Annotated in this window: 13 protein-coding genes; 7 read left to right on the forward strand and 6 right to left on the reverse strand. The window is 66.5% G+C overall.

Annotated features, from left to right (window positions below):
• The first annotated feature begins 54 nt into the window (after positions 1–54).
• The 3 genes from QMG83_RS01115 to purM are packed head-to-tail and all read left to right on the forward strand — an operon-like array spanning position 55 to position 3,082.
• Positions 55–1,287, forward strand: coding sequence for a sensor histidine kinase (locus tag QMG83_RS01115; RefSeq protein WP_283503528.1), 1,233 nt, complete (start codon positions 55–57; stop codon positions 1,285–1,287).
• Positions 1,280–1,942, forward strand: coding sequence for a response regulator (locus QMG83_RS01120; protein WP_283503529.1), 663 nt, complete (start codon positions 1,280–1,282; stop codon positions 1,940–1,942). Before QMG83_RS01115 ends, QMG83_RS01120 begins: the two co-directional genes overlap by 8 nt.
• Positions 1,943–1,981: 39 nt before the next feature.
• Positions 1,982–3,082 (forward strand): phosphoribosylformylglycinamidine cyclo-ligase, encoded by a 1,101-nt coding sequence (gene purM / locus QMG83_RS01125; RefSeq protein ID WP_283503530.1) that lies wholly within the window; start codon positions 1,982–1,984, stop codon positions 3,080–3,082.
• Between the two features lie 18 nt (positions 3,083–3,100).
• On the opposite strand, the gene QMG83_RS01130 is transcribed toward purM, so the two are convergent.
• Positions 3,101–3,355, reverse strand: a complete 255-nt coding sequence (locus tag QMG83_RS01130) for a DUF3073 domain-containing protein (protein ID WP_283503531.1) — start codon at positions 3,353–3,355, stop codon at positions 3,101–3,103.
• A gap of 170 nt (positions 3,356–3,525) precedes the next feature.
• Here QMG83_RS01130 and QMG83_RS01135 point away from each other — a divergent pair, with 170 nt between their 5' ends.
• Positions 3,526–4,635 (forward strand): NAD(P)-binding domain-containing protein, encoded by a 1,110-nt coding sequence (locus QMG83_RS01135; protein ID WP_283503532.1) that lies wholly within the window; start codon positions 3,526–3,528, stop codon positions 4,633–4,635.
• A gap of 421 nt (positions 4,636–5,056) precedes the next feature.
• Here the strand turns inward: QMG83_RS01135 and crcB are convergent, their stop codons facing one another.
• The 4 genes from crcB to yczE all read right to left on the reverse strand — a co-directional run bounded on the left by crcB (position 5,057) and on the right by yczE (position 8,788).
• Positions 5,057–5,416 (reverse strand): fluoride efflux transporter CrcB, encoded by a 360-nt coding sequence (gene crcB, locus QMG83_RS01140; protein WP_283503533.1) that lies wholly within the window; start codon positions 5,414–5,416, stop codon positions 5,057–5,059.
• A gap of 13 nt (positions 5,417–5,429) precedes the next feature.
• On the reverse strand, positions 5,430–5,810 hold the full coding sequence (locus tag QMG83_RS01145; protein ID WP_283503534.1) for a fluoride efflux transporter FluC: 381 nt from the start codon (positions 5,808–5,810) through the stop codon (positions 5,430–5,432).
• A gap of 23 nt (positions 5,811–5,833) precedes the next feature.
• Positions 5,834–8,002 carry an APC family permease gene (locus QMG83_RS01150; RefSeq protein WP_283503535.1) on the reverse strand — a complete coding sequence of 723 codons (2,169 nt, stop codon included), beginning with the start codon at positions 8,000–8,002 and terminating at the stop codon, positions 5,834–5,836.
• Positions 8,003–8,113: 111 nt separating this feature from the next.
• Entirely contained in the window at positions 8,114–8,788 is a 675-nt protein-coding gene (gene yczE / locus QMG83_RS01155; protein WP_283504497.1) for a membrane protein YczE, read from the reverse strand.
• A 70-nt stretch (positions 8,789–8,858) separates the two neighbouring features.
• Between yczE and yczR the strand changes: the two genes are divergently transcribed.
• Both yczR and QMG83_RS01165 read left to right on the forward strand, forming a co-directional pair.
• Positions 8,859–10,271 (forward strand): MocR-like transcription factor YczR, encoded by a 1,413-nt coding sequence (yczR, locus tag QMG83_RS01160; protein ID WP_283503536.1) that lies wholly within the window; start codon positions 8,859–8,861, stop codon positions 10,269–10,271.
• Positions 10,272–10,402: 131 nt separating this feature from the next.
• Positions 10,403–13,510: an efflux RND transporter permease subunit gene (locus QMG83_RS01165; protein WP_283504498.1), complete on the forward strand. Its 3,108-nt coding sequence runs from the start codon at positions 10,403–10,405 to the stop codon at positions 13,508–13,510.
• A 7-nt stretch (positions 13,511–13,517) separates the two neighbouring features.
• Here the strand turns inward: QMG83_RS01165 and QMG83_RS01170 are convergent, their stop codons facing one another.
• Complete coding sequence (locus tag QMG83_RS01170; protein WP_283503537.1) at positions 13,518–13,964, reverse strand: GNAT family N-acetyltransferase; 447 nt, start codon at positions 13,962–13,964, stop codon at positions 13,518–13,520.
• A 438-nt stretch (positions 13,965–14,402) separates the two neighbouring features.
• Here QMG83_RS01170 and QMG83_RS01175 point away from each other — a divergent pair, with 438 nt between their 5' ends.
• Entirely contained in the window at positions 14,403–16,631 is a 2,229-nt protein-coding gene (locus QMG83_RS01175; RefSeq protein WP_283503538.1) for a DEAD/DEAH box helicase, read from the forward strand.
• Positions 16,632–16,905 lie beyond the last annotated feature (274 nt).

Below are 16,905 nucleotides of genomic sequence, written 5' to 3' on the forward strand. Positions count from 1 at the left end.
GAAAGAGACGGCCGTCGATGGTGCGGGGTGGATGCACGACCTAGCGTTGCTGACATGAGCAATCTTTCGGCGCACATCTCAAGGAACGTCACCGCGTACTTCCGATGGATCCCCGTCCTGGGGGCATCGGTCTACCTCACCCTCTGGTCAATTGGTGAAGCGTCACGCATGACGGGTGGCGGGGCATTCGTGATGGTTCTGTTCACGATCGCCATCGGCCTCTCGGGATTCTTCCCCCTCGTGTCCTTGACGCTCGTCACGCTCATCCCGGCGCTTCAGCTGTTCAATGTGCTGTATCCCCCGTCGGCCAATGGCTGGGCGATGTATCAGGCGGTAGGAATCGTCGGGCTCGTTGTCGCGTTCGGTGCCGAGGGGCGTGTTCGCAGGTTCGTGCTGCCCATGGGTGCATTGGCGTCGATCTTGTTAGCGGCTCGCATGATGTTGCCGAGCCAGCAGGGTTACTGGACCTCATGGGTGGGCACGACCTCGAACGTGACTAACCGCCCACATTGGGAAGGGTTCATATTTCTGGTGCTGGTCGCGTTCGGCTTCTTCTTCGGGATGTGGGCGATCGGCGTCGCCGGGCGCAGCCGGCTGCGCGAGCGCGCCATCGGGTTCAGGCTGCACAAGTCCAACTTCGATTTGAGACTCGCCGATGACCGCGCCAGGATTTCACGGGACGTTCACGACGCCCTCGCGCACTCACTGGCGGTGATTCTCTCCCAGGCCGAGGGCGCGCTCGCGCTGCAGGGGAAGCGGCCCGACGTTGCAACCGAGGCGCTGACGAACATTGCGTCAGTGGGGCGGGTGGCGCTGACCGATGTGCGCAGCCTGGTGGAGAGCATCCACGATGATGACCTCACCCTGACCAGGCCGGTGATTCTCGATCTCGATGCTGTGGTCAGCCGGATGCGCAAGGTCGGCATGGATGCAACCATGCAGAGTCTGGGGATTCCGCGGGAGCTGACGCCATCACGCGAACTTGCTGTGTTCCGTATTGTCCAGGAGAGCCTCACGAACGCGCTGAAACACGGCGGATCGACTTCTACGGCCCGGGTGACTCTCGATTGGCAGGGACGGGGGCTCGCTCTGCTCATCACCTCGAGGTCGGTGGGGGATGCGGGAATGTCGGTCGTCAGTCCGGGCGTAGGCATCGTCGGCATGAAGGAGCGGGCACGACTCGCTGGTGGCTGGCTGACGGCGGAGCGTGACGGGCATGAATTTTTGGTGACCGCCTTCATCCCCGCTCAACCTGTCGCGGCCACGCCGGAGCCCGCCGGTGTGTGAGCGCATTTCGGTTCTCGTCGTCGACGACCAGCCGCTCTTCGCCTCGGGCATCTCCATGATCATCGACGCCCAGGACGACATGGAGTGTGTCGACACCGCCAGCGATGGTCGCGACGCCTTATCCAAGGCCGCTAACCTCGCGCCAGACATCGTCATGATGGATCTCAGGATGCCCGGGCTCAACGGCATCGACGCGACGCGTGAGATGCTCGGCCGCGGAACGGCCGACGATCGCCCCCGCGTCATCGCGTTGACGACGCTGCGCCGGGACGAGGTTGTCGTGCGCGCCTTCGAGGCTGGGGCGAGTGCCTTTCTGACGAAAGACGCCACCACCGAGCAGGTGCTGGCGAGCATCCGGACGGTTCATGCTGGGGATGCGATTCCTGACATCGCGGCCACCCTCACTCTCATTGCCGGGGTCGCCGCGGCGACATCCACGCCGAGACAGCGGGCCATCGAGGCGCTGAGCCCGCGGGAGCGCGAGGTGTTTCTCCTGGTTGCGCGGGGGCTGTCGAACACCGAGATCGCGACGGCCGCCTATGTCAGCGATGCGACGGTAAAAACTCATGTCGGGGCCATACTCCGCAAGCTCAACCTCCGCAGTCGGCTGCAGGTCGTCGTTTTCGCGCACGCCAATGACCTGGTCGTGTTGTGACCGCCGTCTGTGCACTTGGTGGCCGGGTACTCTTGTTGCGTGACTGACGACTCAACTTCCAGCTACCGCGACGCCGGAGTCGACACAGCAGCAGGCGACCTCGCGGTCGAGCTGATGAAGTCTGCTGTGTCTGCGACACACGGGCCCAACGTTTTCGGTGGGGTTGGCGGCTTCGCCGGGCTCTTCGATGTGTCGTTCCTTAAGAGCTTCGAGCGGCCGCTGCTGGCGACATCCACCGACGGGGTGGGCACGAAGGTCGCGATCGCGCAGGTGCTCGACAAGCACGACACCATCGGCCAGGACCTCGTGGGCATGGTTGTCGACGACATCGTGGTCGTGGGCGCGCAACCGCTTTTTATGACGGACTACATCGCGTGCGGTCGCGTGGTGCCCTCCCGCATCGCCGACATCGTCGCCGGAATCGCGCGGGCGTGCTCTGCCACCGGAACTGCGTTGGTCGGGGGCGAGACTGCCGAGCATCCCGGGCTTCTGGGTCCTGACGACTATGACGTCGCCGGCGCAGCTGTCGGGGCCGTCGAGGCCGACGCCCAGCTTGGCGCGCACCTGGTGCAGGATGGCGATGTCGTCATCGCGATGGAATCTTCGGGCCTGCACAGCAACGGTTTCTCACTCGTGCGGCACATCCTCGCGTCGCGCGACATCGGCTACCTGGACAGGTCTGACGACCTCGGCGGCACAGTCGGTGAGGTTCTGCTCGAGCCGACACGCCTGTACACGGCACCCCTGCTTCGCGTGCTGCCCACCGGGGGAGTCCACGCGCTCAGCCATGTCACCGGTGGCGGTATCGCCGCCAACCTCGCCCGGGTGCTCCCTGTCGGATCCTGGGTCGAGGTCGAACGGTCAACCTGGTCGCCGCCGCCGGTCTTCCGGGTGCTGTCTGATCTCGCCGGCTCCACGCTTGAGAGCGCTGAGGGCACCTGGAACCTCGGGATCGGCATGATCGCGGTGGTCAGCCCCGGCGCGGCGGACGGCGTCATTGCCCAGCTGGCGGCTGACGGCATCCCGTCATGGGAGATTGGCCGCGTCGGTATGACCGCACGCGACCTGACCGGCTTCGAGCAGGGTGCCAAGGGTGTCAACGGCGGCGCAGTGCGCCTGACCGGAACCTACGCAGGCTGACGCCGGCGCACGCAACGCTTAGGCGCTCTTCGACTCGTCTTCGTCGTCTTCGTCGGTCGCGTAGCGATCCACGTAGAGGTCGTCGTCATCATCCGCGGGTGCAGCGCCTGCGAACTCTGGCCACTTCTCGAGGTCTTCCTCGAGTCTGGGGTCGATCGCAGAGCCCGGCGTGCCGAGCTCCTTTGCGAGAGCACCGTAGTTGGTATCCGGGCTGAAGTACTTGAGGTCGCGTGCGACCTTCGTGTGCTTCGCCTTTTGACGGCCGCGTCCCATGCGAGACCCCCTCAGATGTCTGTCCCGGTGCACCAGCCTTCGCGCTAAACAACGCGGCCGGCGAACGAGCGAACAGGGATGGATGAAAACCAACCGCCAGTTTAGCATGCGACCCATCCCACATTGCTGCAGATATGCCCCATCCCCGCTGCGACGAGTAACGTGGTCGGGTGACCACTGCCAACACCGATACCTCCGTGGTTGTCATCGGTGCGGGTCAGGCCGGATTGTCCGTCGCCTACTACCTCAGGCGCCTCGGGCTCGATCCCGGAAATGACTTCGTTCTTCTCGATCGCGGGCCGGGAACCGGCGGCGCCTGGCAGTTCCGCTGGGAAGCTCTACGCATCGGTTCCGCGCACAAAATCAACGATCTTCCCGGGCTCGACGAGCTCGGGATCAGCTTCGAGACGGCCGATCGCCAGGCGCCGGCGAAAGATGTCGTCGCCGACTATTACCAGCGCTATGAAGAGCACTACGGCTTCCAGGTCGTCAGGCCAGCGGATGTCACGGCGGTCGAGAATCACAACGCCGATCTGATCGTGACCCTCGCCGACGGTGATCACGTGCAGCAGGTCACGACCGAGACTGTCGTCAACGCAACGGGAACCTGGGGAGCCCCCTTTGTCCCGTGGTACCCCGGGCTTCGCTCCTTCGAGGGCAGGCACGTGCACACCAACGACTACGTCTCGGCTCAAGAATTCGAGGGCGAGCGCGTCGTCGTGGTCGGGGGCGGCACCTCCGCCATCGGCTTCCTCCTCGAACTCGAACATGTCGCTTCCGAGATCGCCTGGGTCAGCCGACGTCCCATCGACTTCCTCGAAGACGGCGGCCTCAACCTCGAGGCGCGCGTCGAGGCCGTGAAGTTGCAGGATGAGGCGGCTCGGGCCGGTCGTGCTCTGCCGAGCATCGTCAGCGGCACGGGCGTGCCGCGCACCCGACGCATCCAGGCCGGCATCGACCGCGGCCTGCTGAAGCCGCGGCCCATGTTCAGCGCCATCGAGCCGCGGGGTGTGAGGTGGGCGGACGGCAGCTTCCAGGAGGCCGACGCGATCATCTGGTCTACGGGTTTCCGGCCCGAACTCCGGCACCTTTCCTCCCTGAAGCTGCGCGAGAAGGAGGGCGGGATGTCGGTGGCGGCGGGCGTCGCCCTCGGTGACTCCCGGGTGTTCTTCGCGGGCTACGGCCCCCAGGCCAGCACGATCGGCGCCAACCGGGCTGGCCGCATGATCGCCCGCCAGGTGATCGCCACCCTCAGCAAGCTGCAGGCGCTGCGCGGATAGCCCGCTGCGCTCGCCCCTCCCGTCGCGCCGCGCAACCCTGTCCCGCGCGCTCCCGTGTGGCCGCGCAACCGTGTGCCGCGCGCTCCCGTGTCGCCGCGGCATCCCTGTCCCCCCGCGGCATCCAAATGAAGGAGATTTCTGGCTGAAGGCACGTTTTGCCAGCAAACTTCGCGGGTGGATGCCATATCTCCTTCATTTGGGAGTGGCAGGCGGGGCGCCGAGTCCCGCGCGCTCCCGTGTGGCTGCGCGACCGTGTGCCGCGCTCCCGTCGCGCCGCGGCATCCAAATGAAGGAGATTTCTGGCTGAAGGCACGTTTTGCCAGCAAACTTCGCCCGCGGATGCCATATCTCCTTCATTTGGGAGCGAGGGAGCGAGGGAGCGAGGGAGCAAGGGAGCGAGGGAGCGAGTGGGCGGGGCGCCTCAGCGCGCGAGCAGGTACCCGGCGGCGGCGGCGGCAACGCCCAGCACGAGGTTCAGGCCCACACTTAGTGCGGCGACGCGCCACTTTCCCTCGTGCACGAGCTGGATCGTCTCGACGCTGAAAGTGCTGAAGGTCGTCAGCCCGCCGCACAGGCCGGTGAGCAGGATGAGCCGGATGTCGTCACTCATGCCGCCACTGGCAGCGAGCCCCACGATCACTCCGCCGGCGGCCGAGCCGACCACGTTCACGATCAGCACCGCCCAGGGCAGCGCGCTGCGTCCCGCGAACGCAAGCACGACGAGGTAGCGGATCACAGCTCCGGCCGCGCCGGCCAGCATGGTGACGAGGATGACGATCACGCGGGATGCCCGTTCATTCGTTGACCTCGTCGATCGGGGCCCACCGTGCGCGACCGCGGCCGACGGTGAGGCCAGCGGCAGCGGCACCGAAGCCGAGCAGCAGGGTCAGCGCGAGGTAGAGGGCCGCGGTCATCCACTGGGCTGATGTGGAAAGCGTGACGAGCGAGACCGCCAACGCCGAGAAGGTGGTGAACGATCCGAGGAGGCCGACGCCGAGCCCGGCGCGAAGCCAGACCGGCGCCCGCTCCCACAGCCGGGCAACAAGTAGGCCAAGAAGAAACGCGCCGACCACGTTTGCGATGAGCGTCGACACGGGGAACGAGCCGTCGGTGTGGGGGATGACCGCATCCAGGCCGAGGCGCAGTCCGGTGCCGACCATGCCACCCACGATCACGGAGGCAAGGTCGCGCGCGGCACCTACTGGGGCGGCGATTCCGGTGCCTTCTTCGGCTTGGCGGAGGGCTTGGCGGCGGGCTTGGCGGCAGCGGCAGGCTTCGTCGCAGCGGCAGGCCGAGCGGCAGCGGGCTTCGAGGCTGCGGCCTTACCGGCACCCACCGGGGTCTTCGGCCGCACAACGGCGGCGGCGGGGGGCATCGGCTTTCTGGCAACCGGTCGCCGGAGCTCGCCGCGCCGATCCTGTCCGGGCAGTGGGCGCGAGCGGCGGCCGTAGATGAGCGTCGAGGAGTCGAGCAGCCACGGAACGAGCGCGATGACGACGCCGTGGGTGAGGGCGAGCTTGTGACGGATGCGCCTCGACGTGTGGTTGTGCAGCAGGTTCTCCCACCAGTGACCCACGATGTAGTGCGGTGTGTAGATGGTGATGACCTCGGGGCCGTTGTGCTCCCGGCGGAACCGGATGTACTTGGCCAAGGGTGCGCTGATGTCCCGGTATGGCGACTCGAGGATGTTCAGCGGAACCTTGATGTTCTGGGCGATCCAGTCCTTCTCGAGCTGGTCTGTCGCGGCGTCGTCGATGGAGACGTGCACGGCTTCGATCGAGTTGTGGCGGGCGGCGATCGCGTAGTCGAGGGCTTTCAGCACGGGCTTCTGCATCCGGCCGACGAGCACGATCGCGTGGTCGCCCTCCGAACCGAACATGGTGGTCGGGTCGGCCGCGATCTCCTTGTCGACGTCACGGTAATACCGGTTCACGCCGAGCATCAGGGTGAACAGGATGGGCATGATCAGGTAGACGAGCCAGGCGCCGTGAGTGAACTTGGTGACCGTGACGACGATCAGCACCATCGCGGTCATGGTCGCCCCGAGCGCGTTGATGACGAGACTCCGCCACACGCCGACGGGATCCGCGCAGCCGTCGCGCAGCATCCTGAGCCAGTGCCGCACCATGCCGATCTGGCCGAGCGTGAACGAGATGAACACCCCGATGATGTACAGCTGGATAAGCGCCGTGACATCGGCCTGGTACACCACCAGAATCACTGCGGCAACGACCGCGAGGATGATCACGCCGTTGGAGAAGATCAGTCGGTCGCCGCGCGTGGAGAGCGATTTGGGGGCGTAGCGGTCGGTGGCGAGCACCGAACCCAGAAGCGGGAAGCCGTTGAAGGCGGTGTTGGCGGCGAGCAGCAGCACGGCTGCCGTTGCGCCCTGGATCAGGAAGAACAGGATGCTGTTGTTGCCGAAGGTGGATGACGCCAGCTGCGCGACGAGACTGCGCTGCGGGATGTCCTCACAGTTTGCGTAGCCGACGAGATGGCACGCGTCTTCGGCGTAGTGCACTCCGGCGATCAGTGCCAGGGCGACGAGACCGACGAACAGGGTGATGGCGATCGCGCCCATCGCGACGAGAGTCTTCTGCGCGTTTTGTATATGCGGCTTGCGGAATGCAGGCACGCCGTTGGAGATGGCCTCGACGCCCGTGAGGGCGGCGCATCCACTGGCGAAGGAGCGCAGCAGCAGCAGGATGATGCCGGCCTGGGTGAGGTTCTCGGCCTGCACGACGTAGCCAGCGCTCTCGGCAACGGGCGGGTCGCCGGCGATGGTGCGACCGAGACCGACCACGACCATCACCGCGATGCTGCCGATGAACAGGTAGGTGGGAACCGCGAACGCCTTGCTCGATTCACGCACACCACGCAGGTTCACGGCGGCCAGCAGGATGATGAAACCCACCGCGATCTCGATCCGGAACGGGTTGAGGGAGGGGATCGCCGAAATGATGTTGTCGACACCGGATGCCACAGACACCGCGACCGTCAGCACGTAGTCGACCAGCAGGGCAGACGCCACGACCAGCCCGGCCTTCTCGCCGAGGTTCTTCGACGCGACCTCGTAGTCGCCGCCGCCGCTCGGATACGCCTTGATGAGCTGCCGGTACGACAACACCACCACGATGAGCAGGATCACGACTGCCGCGGCAACCCACGGCGCGAACGAGAGGAAGGCGAGCCCGCCGATCAGGAGAATCATCAGCAGTTCCTGCGGCGCGTAGGCCACCGACGAGAGCGGGTCGCTCGCGAAGATGGGCAGCGCAAGGTGCTTCGGCAGCAGCTGGCCCTCAAGTTTTTCGGAGGCGAGAGGCTCCCCGATGATCCACCTCTTGGGCGACCGTGCTTCACTCGTCACGAGGGATGACCCTACTCCTCGCCACGGGGCTGTCAACGCCTAGCGCGTGACCGTTATCTGCGGCACGTGCGCCAGCCCCTCCCTCCTTCGGAAATTCAGGAAATCCTGACGCTACGGACGAGCTTGCGCGCCCAGGGCAGGGTTCGGCAGCGGATCTCCTGAATTTCCAACGGTTGGGGAGGTCGCCGGCGCGCGCCCGGCCGCGGTGTCTCCGCCCGGCACCCGCAGCAGGGGCAGTGCAACGTTGACCATCGGCCCGATCAGCAGCGCGAATGCGAGAGTGCCGAGCCCGACGGTGCCGCCGAGAGCCCAGCCGATCGCAAGAACCGTCACCTCGATCGAGGTGCGCACGGCCCAGATGGGCCAGCCGGTACGCCGATGGATGCCCGTCATGAGTCCGTCGCGAGGGCCGGGCCCGAACCGCGCCCCGATGTACAGGCCCGTGGCGATGGCCAGCAGGACCAGTCCGCCCGCGAGCAGCAGGATCTGGGCCACGAGTGAGTCTGGCTCCGGCAGCATCCACAGGCCGACCTCGATGGACGGGCCGATCAGCAGCACGTTGGCGACGGTGCCGACCCCGGGTTTCTGCCGGATGGGGATCCACAGCAGCAGCACCACAACTCCGATGGCGTTGGTCACGATCGCGAAGTTGAGGCCGGTGTGCAGCACGACCCCCTGGCTGAGCACGTCCCAGGGCGAGGCGCCGAGCGCGCCTTCGAGCATCATCGCAATGGCGAAGCCGTAGAGGAACAGGCCGACGAGCAGTTGCGCGACGCGGCGGGACATGAGGAGCATGACTGCAATCCAATTGCACGATTGGACTGTGAACAAGATGCCAATTCCGTATAGTGGCGTCATGACTCTGGTTTCCGCGCGCGTATTGGCCTCGATGCTGACCGGATGGCGGGACGGCGGGGTCGCGTACACGGCGCTTGCAGGCCGCATCCGGCTGCTCGCGCTCGACGGCAGGGTGGCGGCCGGCACCCGTCTGCCGGCCGAACGCGAACTGGCCGCGCAACTTCAGATCAGCCGCACCACCGTGACTGCCGCCTACGCCGAGCTTCGGGATGCCGGCTACCTCACCAGCGTGCGCGGTTCCGGCAGCGTGGTGCAGCTTCCGTACCGGGTTCCCGTGCAGAGCGAGTTCCAGCCCGGATATCTGGACTTCAGCAAGGCCACCCTCCCGGCAATCCCCGGAATCGTCGCCGCTGCACAGGAGGCCGTTGAGCAGCTCCCCGCTTACCTCGGCGATTCCGGATTCGATCCCGTGGGCATCCCGGCCCTGAGAGAAGCGCTCGCCGACCGCTACACGGCCAGGGGCCTGCCCACAGATCCCGACCAGATCATGGTGACCATCGGCGCCCAGCACGCGATCTCGCTGGTGGCCCGCACGATCATGGCGCGCGGCGATCGCGCCCTCATCGAGAACCCCACATACCCGCACGCGATCGACTCGCTGAAGGCGGCCGGTGCGCGCCTCGTGCCCGTGAGCGTGACTTCGGATGGCGGCTGGGACGAACTCGCGCTCGAGCAGGCCATCCAGCGCACCAGCCCCTCGCTCGGCTACCTCATGCCAGACCACCACAACCCGACCGGCGTCTCGATGTCGGTCGAACTGAAGCAGCGCGTGCTCGCGCTCGCGGCCAGGCACGGCACGACGCTCATCGCCGACGAGACGATGGGCGAGCTCGGGCTCGACACCGGGCCGGTGCTTCCCTTCGCGGCGCACGGCAGCGCGATCCTGGTCGGCTCGGTCGGCAAGACCGTGTGGGGCGGGGTGCGGGTCGGGTGGATCCGGGCGGATCGCACGGTCATCCAGCGGCTGGTCAGGGCCCGGTCGGCCGGCGATCTCGGCACGCCCCTGATCGAACAGCTGATCGTGCTGAACCTGCTGCGCGACTTCGACTCGATTCTCGACTCACGACGGGCCTACCTGCGCGAGGGCCGCGAGCGGCTCGAACGACTGCTGGTCGAGCGCCTGCCGGAATGGACGGTTCCGCACGTCGGCGGCGGTCTCACGACCTGGGTGAACCTCGGGCACGCGGTCAGCTCGCAACTCGCCCTCGCCGCGCGAAACGAGGGCCTGGTCATCGCGGCGGGCCCCCGCTTCGGTGTCGACGGCGCCTTCGAGAGATTCCTGCGCATCCCGTTCTCGTATTCGGCCGACGAGACAGAACGAGGGGTGGATGCCCTTGCGCGCGCCTGGGCGTCGGTGGGCCGCCATCCGATCGCGGAGCCGGTGCACGACTTCGCCGCGAGCGTGGTGTGACCCGAAGGATGGCCGAATAATCCGCTCGGAGTACGTAATTCAAAGCGGACGCGGGGATAATCCATAGCAGGCACACAGCAGTGCTGACTGTCGTCAACCATCTGGCCACCCCCAGCAGCAGAGAGTTCTCCGTGCATCTTTTCTCCGTGTTCAGCCTGCGAAACCGGGCGCTCATCGCCCTGGTGACCATCGTCATCGGCGTTTTCGGCGGCATCTCGCTGACCTCCCTGAAGCAGGAGCTGATCCCGAGCCTGTCGCTGCCGCAGATTTTCATCATCACGACATACCCGGGCGCCGCCCCCGCCGTCGTCGACAAGGATGTGTCGACCCCGATCGAGGCTGCGATCCAGGGGGTTGCCGGCCTCGAGTCAAGCCGCTCCACGTCGAGCGCGAACGTCTCCAGCGTGACCGCGTCGTTCACCTACGGCACCAACATCGCGACGGCGGAGCAGAAGGTCCAGCTGGCCATCAACCGGCTCTCCAACCTGCCGGATGCTGCCCAAACCCAGGTTCTGACGTTCAACTTCTCGGACCTTCCGGTCATCCAGATCGCCGTGTCGAGCGACATGAACCCGGACGACCTCTCGGCGAAGCTCGAGAACTCGACCATCGTCGACCTGAAGAAGCTCAACGATGTGAGCGACGTCAGTCTGCTGGGCAGCACGGCGAAGCGCGTGGTGATCACACCCAATCAGGATGAGCTGTTCGCGCGTGGCCTGAGCAACCAGGCGCTCCGGGACGCCCTCGACGCCAACGGCGTGCTGCTGCCGGCGGGTCAGATCACCGAAGACGACAAGACCCTGACCGTTCAGGCCGGATCCAGGCTGTCGACCGTCGAGCAGATCGCGGCGCTCCCGCTCCTCGGCGGCAATACCGGCGGCGTCGTCACCATGACGGATGTCGCGACCGTCGAACTGCGGGACGACCCCGTTACCGGCATTTCACGCGTCAACGGCGAACCCGCCCTCACGATCGCGATCACCAAGACCCCCGCCGGCAACACGGTCGCGGTGTCTCAGGATGTGCGTGACCTTATCCCCGAACTCGAGAAGTCGCTCGGGCAGAACACGAAGTTCACGACCGCCTTCGATCAGGCGCCCTTCATCGAGGAGTCCATCAACTCGCTCGCCACCGAGGGCCTTCTCGGGCTCGTCTTCGCGGTGCTCGTCATCCTGTTGTTCCTGCTGTCGGTGCGATCGACGCTCGTCACGGCGATCTCGATCCCGGCATCCGTTCTCATCACCTTCATCGGGATGCAGGCCTCCGGGTACTCGCTCAACATCATTACGCTCGGGGCGCTGACGATCTCGATCGGTCGTGTCGTGGACGACTCGATCGTGGTGATCGAGAACATCAAGCGGCACATCGGACTCGGCGAGGAGAAGCTTCCCGCCATCCTCGCCGCCGTCAAGGAGGTCGCCGGGGCGATCACGGCATCGACGGCCACCACGATCGCGGTGTTCCTGCCCCTCGCCCTCGTCGGCGACATCACGGGCGAGCTGTTCCGACCGTTCGCCCTCACGGTGACGATCGCGCTCGCGGCATCCCTCTTCGTCTCGCTCACCATCGTGCCCGTGCTGGCTTACTGGTTCCTCGGCAACAAGCAGCCCAGCAAGCACGCCGGCTCGATGCCGGTTGGCGGCCAGCCCTCAGACCTGGCCGAGGCGCCCAATCGACTGCAGCGGGGCTACCTCCCGGTGCTGAACTTCACGCTCAAGCGCCCTGTCGCGGTCATTCTTGCCGCGGTGCTGCTGCTCGGCGGAACCGTCGCGCTGCTGCCCTTCATGAAGACCAACTTCATTGGCGACAGCGGGCAGAACACGCTGACGGTGAGCCAGACCCTTCCCCTCGGCGCGAGCCTGCAGGCCAAGGATGACGCGGCGATGAAGGTCGAGTCAGCGCTGGCCGACATCGACGGGGTCGAGACTGTGCAGCTCTCGATCGGCTCGAGCGGAAGCTCGCTGCGCTCCGCATTCACCGGATCAGGCGGAGCCACCTTCTCACTCACGACCGACCCCGACGTCGACCAGGTGAAGCTGCAGGCCGACGTGCGCGAGGCGGTGGCCAAAATCGCAGACTCCGGCGAAATCACCCTGCAGGCCGCTGGCGGAGGGTTCGCGTCATCCACCATCGACGTCAACATCACCGCAACAGGCGAGACAGAGCTGCGGGATGCCGCCGACGCCGTTCTCGCGAAGATGCAGGGTCTCGACGTGGTTGCCGAGGCATCCAGCAACCTGTCCAACGACCAGCCGTTCATCTCCATTGCCGTCGACCGTGACAAGGCGGCGCAGTCCGGGCTGAGCGAGATCGCCGTCGGCGGCATCGTCACCGCGGCGATGAACCCGTCATCGGTGGGTTCGGTGGTCATCGATGAGAAGACACTCTCGATCTACATTCTCAACGATGCTGCGCCGACGACGGTGCAGCAGCTGCGGGACTTCTCGATCCCGACCGCGACCGGCCTCGTGCCGCTCTCCGATCTCGCGACCGTGGAGGAGCAGAACGGCCCGGCCAACATCACCGCGATCAAGGGTCAGCGCAGCGCGACAGTCAGCGTGACGCCCAACAGTGACGACGTCGGAACCGCGTCAGCGCAGGTCTCACAGGCGCTCGACTCGCTGACGCTCCCGGCCGGGGCGGACGCGACCCTCGGTGGGGTCACCTCGCAGCAGGCCGACGCGTTCAGCCAGCTGGGGCTCGCGCTGCTCGTCGCCATCCTCATCGTCTACGTGGTGATGGTTGCGACGTTCAAGAGCCTCCGCCAGCCGCTGCTGCTGCTGGTGTCTGTGCCGTTCGCGGCGACCGGTGCGATCGTGCTTCAGGTGCTGTCTGGCATCCCGCTCGGCGTCGCATCGCTCATCGGTGTGCTGATGCTCATCGGAATCGTCGTCACCAACGCCATCGTGCTCGTCGACCTGATCAACCAGTACCGGGCGCGAGGGATGAAGGTGCGCGAGGCGATCCTGCAGGGCGCGTCTCGTCGTCTGCGTCCGATCCTGATGACGGCGGCGGCCACCATCTTCGCGCTGCTGCCACTCGGGATCGGGTTCACCGGCAACGGCGGCTTCATCTCGCAGCCGCTCGCGATCATCGTGATCGGCGGACTCGTGTCATCCACGCTGCTCACGCTCGTGGTGTTGCCGGTGCTTTACTACCTCGTGGAGGGCGCGAAGGAGCGACGCGACGACAAGCGCGCGGCGCTGGCTGCGGCCGAACCGGAGGTTGTGGGGGCGTAGCGGGAGGCTACAGGGTCAACTCCATGCAGACACTCGACGCCGAATCCGCGTACTCGCCGAAACGGGGGATGTGCCGGTAGCCGCGCTTCTCGTAGAGGGCGACAGCAGCGTCGGACCGATCACCGGTTTCGAGCCGGATGACGCCTGCCGAGGCATCCCGGGCATGCTTCTCGACGACGTCGAGCAGGTCGCCCGCGACCCCGGCGCCTCGGGCGTGATCGTGCACGAACAGCCGCTTCAGCTCGGGGAATTCGCGACCCGTGACCAGCGTCGCCATGCCCAGCGCCACCCCGTCACGACGCGCCACCCACACGGTCACGCCCGGCCGGTCGAGCTCGCCGATGTCGAGCATGAAGCACTCCTCGGCGGGGTAAACACTCAGGGCGTACTGCTCGCCCGCGCGCAGCATCTCCTCCACGTCTGGCTGCCTGGCAGGCTCGATCGCGATCTGCATTCCAACAGTCTGGCGCACCGCCCCCTCCCGCCCATTCCCGCCCAAATGAAGGAGAAACCTCGAATGGATGCGGCCCAGCGGCCCACGGCGGGGGTCTGGGCCGAAATTTCCTTCACTTGGGTGGGGACGAGAGCAGCTCGCCCTAGCCGTATCGGCCCGCATGGAGTAACGTGGGTAAGTCGGCTCAAGACAGCGCGAGCGTTCGCGCATGGGTTTGTAGTCTTGCGGGCCGGTTTGCCAACTACTGCCGAGAGCAGGGGTTGGTGACAATCACACGAATGTATGTGACGGCCCCGGTCAAAGATCGCCCGGGTTCAGTAAGGCATGGCGCGTCTATCCAACGCAGTCGGTGCTCTACCTTCATGCGCTCTGTGTTTGCTCACGCGTGACGTATTCACGCGGGTTAATACACGACAACATCAGAACCCAGGAAGAACTATGCCCAATTACTCCAAGCCGCCCGCTGGCGGCAAGAAGCCCTACAAGTCCACACCATCATCCAGCGCCCGCGGCGGCGCAACCGGTGCGCCCAAGAAGCGTTGGACCGGGGATGACCGTGCCGCTCGCACGGGCGACCGCTCAACCGGTTCGGCCCGCCCTGCGCGCGACGACCGTCGCCCAGACTGGAGCCCCCGCGACTCCAAGCCTTCGTACCAGGACCGCCAGGCGCAGGAACGTGGCGCCCGCCCGTCCTACGGCGACCGCAAGCCCGCGCGTCCCTCATACGGTGACCGTCCCGCAGTAGAGCGTCCGTCATACGGCGACCGCCCGGGCCGCACCGAGCGTCCCGCCTACAACGCGGACCGTCCGGCCCGCCCGTCATACGGCGACCGCAACGACCGTCCGGCGCGCAGCAATGACCGCCCGGCGTACAACGACCGCGCTCCGCGCACCGAGCGCCCGGCATACGGCAACGACCGTCCCGCCCGCAGCAACGACCGCCCGAGCTACAACTCGGATCGTCCGGCTCGCCCGTCATACGGCGACCGCAACGACCGTCCGGCGCGCAGCAATGACCGCCCGGCGTACAACGACCGCGCTCCGCGCACCGAGCGCCCGGCGTACGGTAACGACCGTCCGAGCTACGGCAGCGACCGTCCGGCACGCACCGAGCGCCCCGCGTACAACTCGGATCGCGCACCCCGCACGGAGCGCCCGTCGTACGGCAACGACCGCCCGGCTCGCAGCGACCGCCCGGCGTACAACTCGGACCGTCCGGCCCGCAGCAACGACCGTCCGGCATACAACGCCGACCGTCCCGCCCGCACCGAGCGTCCCGCGTACAACGACCGCGCCCCGCGCACCGAGCGCCCGTCGTACAACAGCGCTCGCACCGAGCGCCCGAGCTACGACCGCGCAGACCGCGCTCCCCGTCGTGACTTCGACGACCGCGCCCCCAAGCGCGAGAGCGACTACTACACGGCTCGCACCACGACCGGACCGGTCGAGGATGTCGTGCTTGAGCGCCTCGAAGCCGCCGTCATCACTGCGACTGACGTCGAGGGTGTGACCTTCGCCGACCTCGGTCTGGGAAGCAACATCGTTCGCCAGCTGGCCAGCATGGGTGCCGAGGCCCCCTTCGCCATCCAGGCAGCGACAATCCCGGATGTGCTCTCGGGCCGCGACGTTCTCGGACGCGGCAAGACCGGCTCAGGTAAGACGATCGCCTTCGGCGCGCCCCTCGTGGAGCGCCTCATGGAGAACAACGGTGGCAAGGACCGCCAGATGGGACGCAAACCTCGCGCCCTCATCCTGGCCCCGACCCGCGAGCTTGCCATGCAGATCGACCGCACCGTGCAGCCGATCGCACGCTCCGTCGGCCTGTTCACCACCACGATCGTCGGTGGTGTGCCCCAGTTCAAGCAGGTTTCCGCTCTGCAGCGTGGCGTCGACATCATCATCGCGACCCCGGGCCGCGTCGAGGACCTCATCGAGCAGGGTCGTCTCGACCTCAGCAACGTCATCGTGACGGTGCTCGACGAGGCAGACCACATGTGCGACCTCGGGTTCCTCGAGCCGGTCCAGCGCATTCTGAAGGAGACGAGCAACGGCGGCCAGAAGCTGCTGTTCTCGGCCACCCTCGACAAGGGTGTCGCCACCCTCGTCAAGCAGTTCCTCGTTGACCCTGCAGTGCACGAGGTCGCCGGTGAAGACCAGGCGTCATCCACCATCGATCACAAGGTGCTCCTCATCGAGCAGCGCGACAAGCGCGAGATCATCCAGGAGCTCGCACGGGGCGAGGGCAAGACCCTCATCTTCACGCGCACCCGTGCGTTCGCCGAAGAGATGAGCGACTACCTGGAGGACGCCGGTATTCCGGCCACCAGCCTCCACGGTGACCTCAACCAGTCGCGCCGCACGCGCAACCTGCAGCTGCTCACCAGCGGCCGGGTCAACGTGCTCGTCGCGACGGACGTCGCCGCCCGTGGCATCCACGTGGATGACATCTCGCTGGTCATCCAGGCTGACGCGCCCGAGGAGTACAAGACCTACCTGCACCGTTCGGGCCGCACCGGCCGCGCCGGCAAGGTCGGAACCGTCGTCACGCTGATCAACCGCAACCGCCGTCGCAAGATGGACGAGCTGCTCGGCCGCGCCGAGATCGAGGCCACCTCGGTCTTCGCGGCTCCGGGCGACGCGATGCTCTCCGAGCTCGCAGCGCTGTAGTTCCAGCACCAACGTACTCACACCCGCACGACTGCACAGCATGCAGTAGATCGATGGCACTCACCCGAGAGGGTGGGTGCCATCGTCAGTTAAGCGCTACACCGGGCGCGGCCGCCGCGGCCGCCCCTTCGGCCTCTCCGGCCGCGTCGAGAGTGCGGAGAGTGTCGTTATGGCTCCCCGATAGCGGCAACATTCGCACTCTCGATCGCAGTTTGGGCGTCGTCGGGAATACTGGGCGCCGGTCATTCGCTGTAACCGGAGGACTCACCCAGGG

Source organism: Salinibacterium sp. G-O1 (assembly GCF_030063305.1).
Lineage (GTDB): Bacteria > Actinomycetota > Actinomycetes > Actinomycetales > Microbacteriaceae > Rhodoglobus.

What these genes read in the sequence shown, in the direction of transcription:
- QMG83_RS01170 (WP_283503537.1), bottom strand. Translation starts at nt 13,964, where the DNA reads ATGCAGATCGCGATCGAGCCTGCCAGGCAGCCAGACGTGGAGGAGATG.
- QMG83_RS01130 (WP_283503531.1), bottom strand. Translation starts at nt 3,355, where the DNA reads ATGGGACGCGGCCGTCAAAAGGCGAAGCACACGAAGGTCGCACGCGAC.
- yczE (WP_283504497.1), bottom strand. Translation starts at nt 8,788, where the DNA reads ATGTCCCGCCGCGTCGCGCAACTGCTCGTCGGCCTGTTCCTCTACGGC.
- QMG83_RS01175 (WP_283503538.1), top strand. Translation starts at nt 14,403, where the DNA reads ATGCCCAATTACTCCAAGCCGCCCGCTGGCGGCAAGAAGCCCTACAAG.
- yczR (WP_283503536.1), top strand. Translation starts at nt 8,859, where the DNA reads ATGACTCTGGTTTCCGCGCGCGTATTGGCCTCGATGCTGACCGGATGG.
- QMG83_RS01115 (WP_283503528.1), top strand. Translation starts at nt 55, where the DNA reads ATGAGCAATCTTTCGGCGCACATCTCAAGGAACGTCACCGCGTACTTC.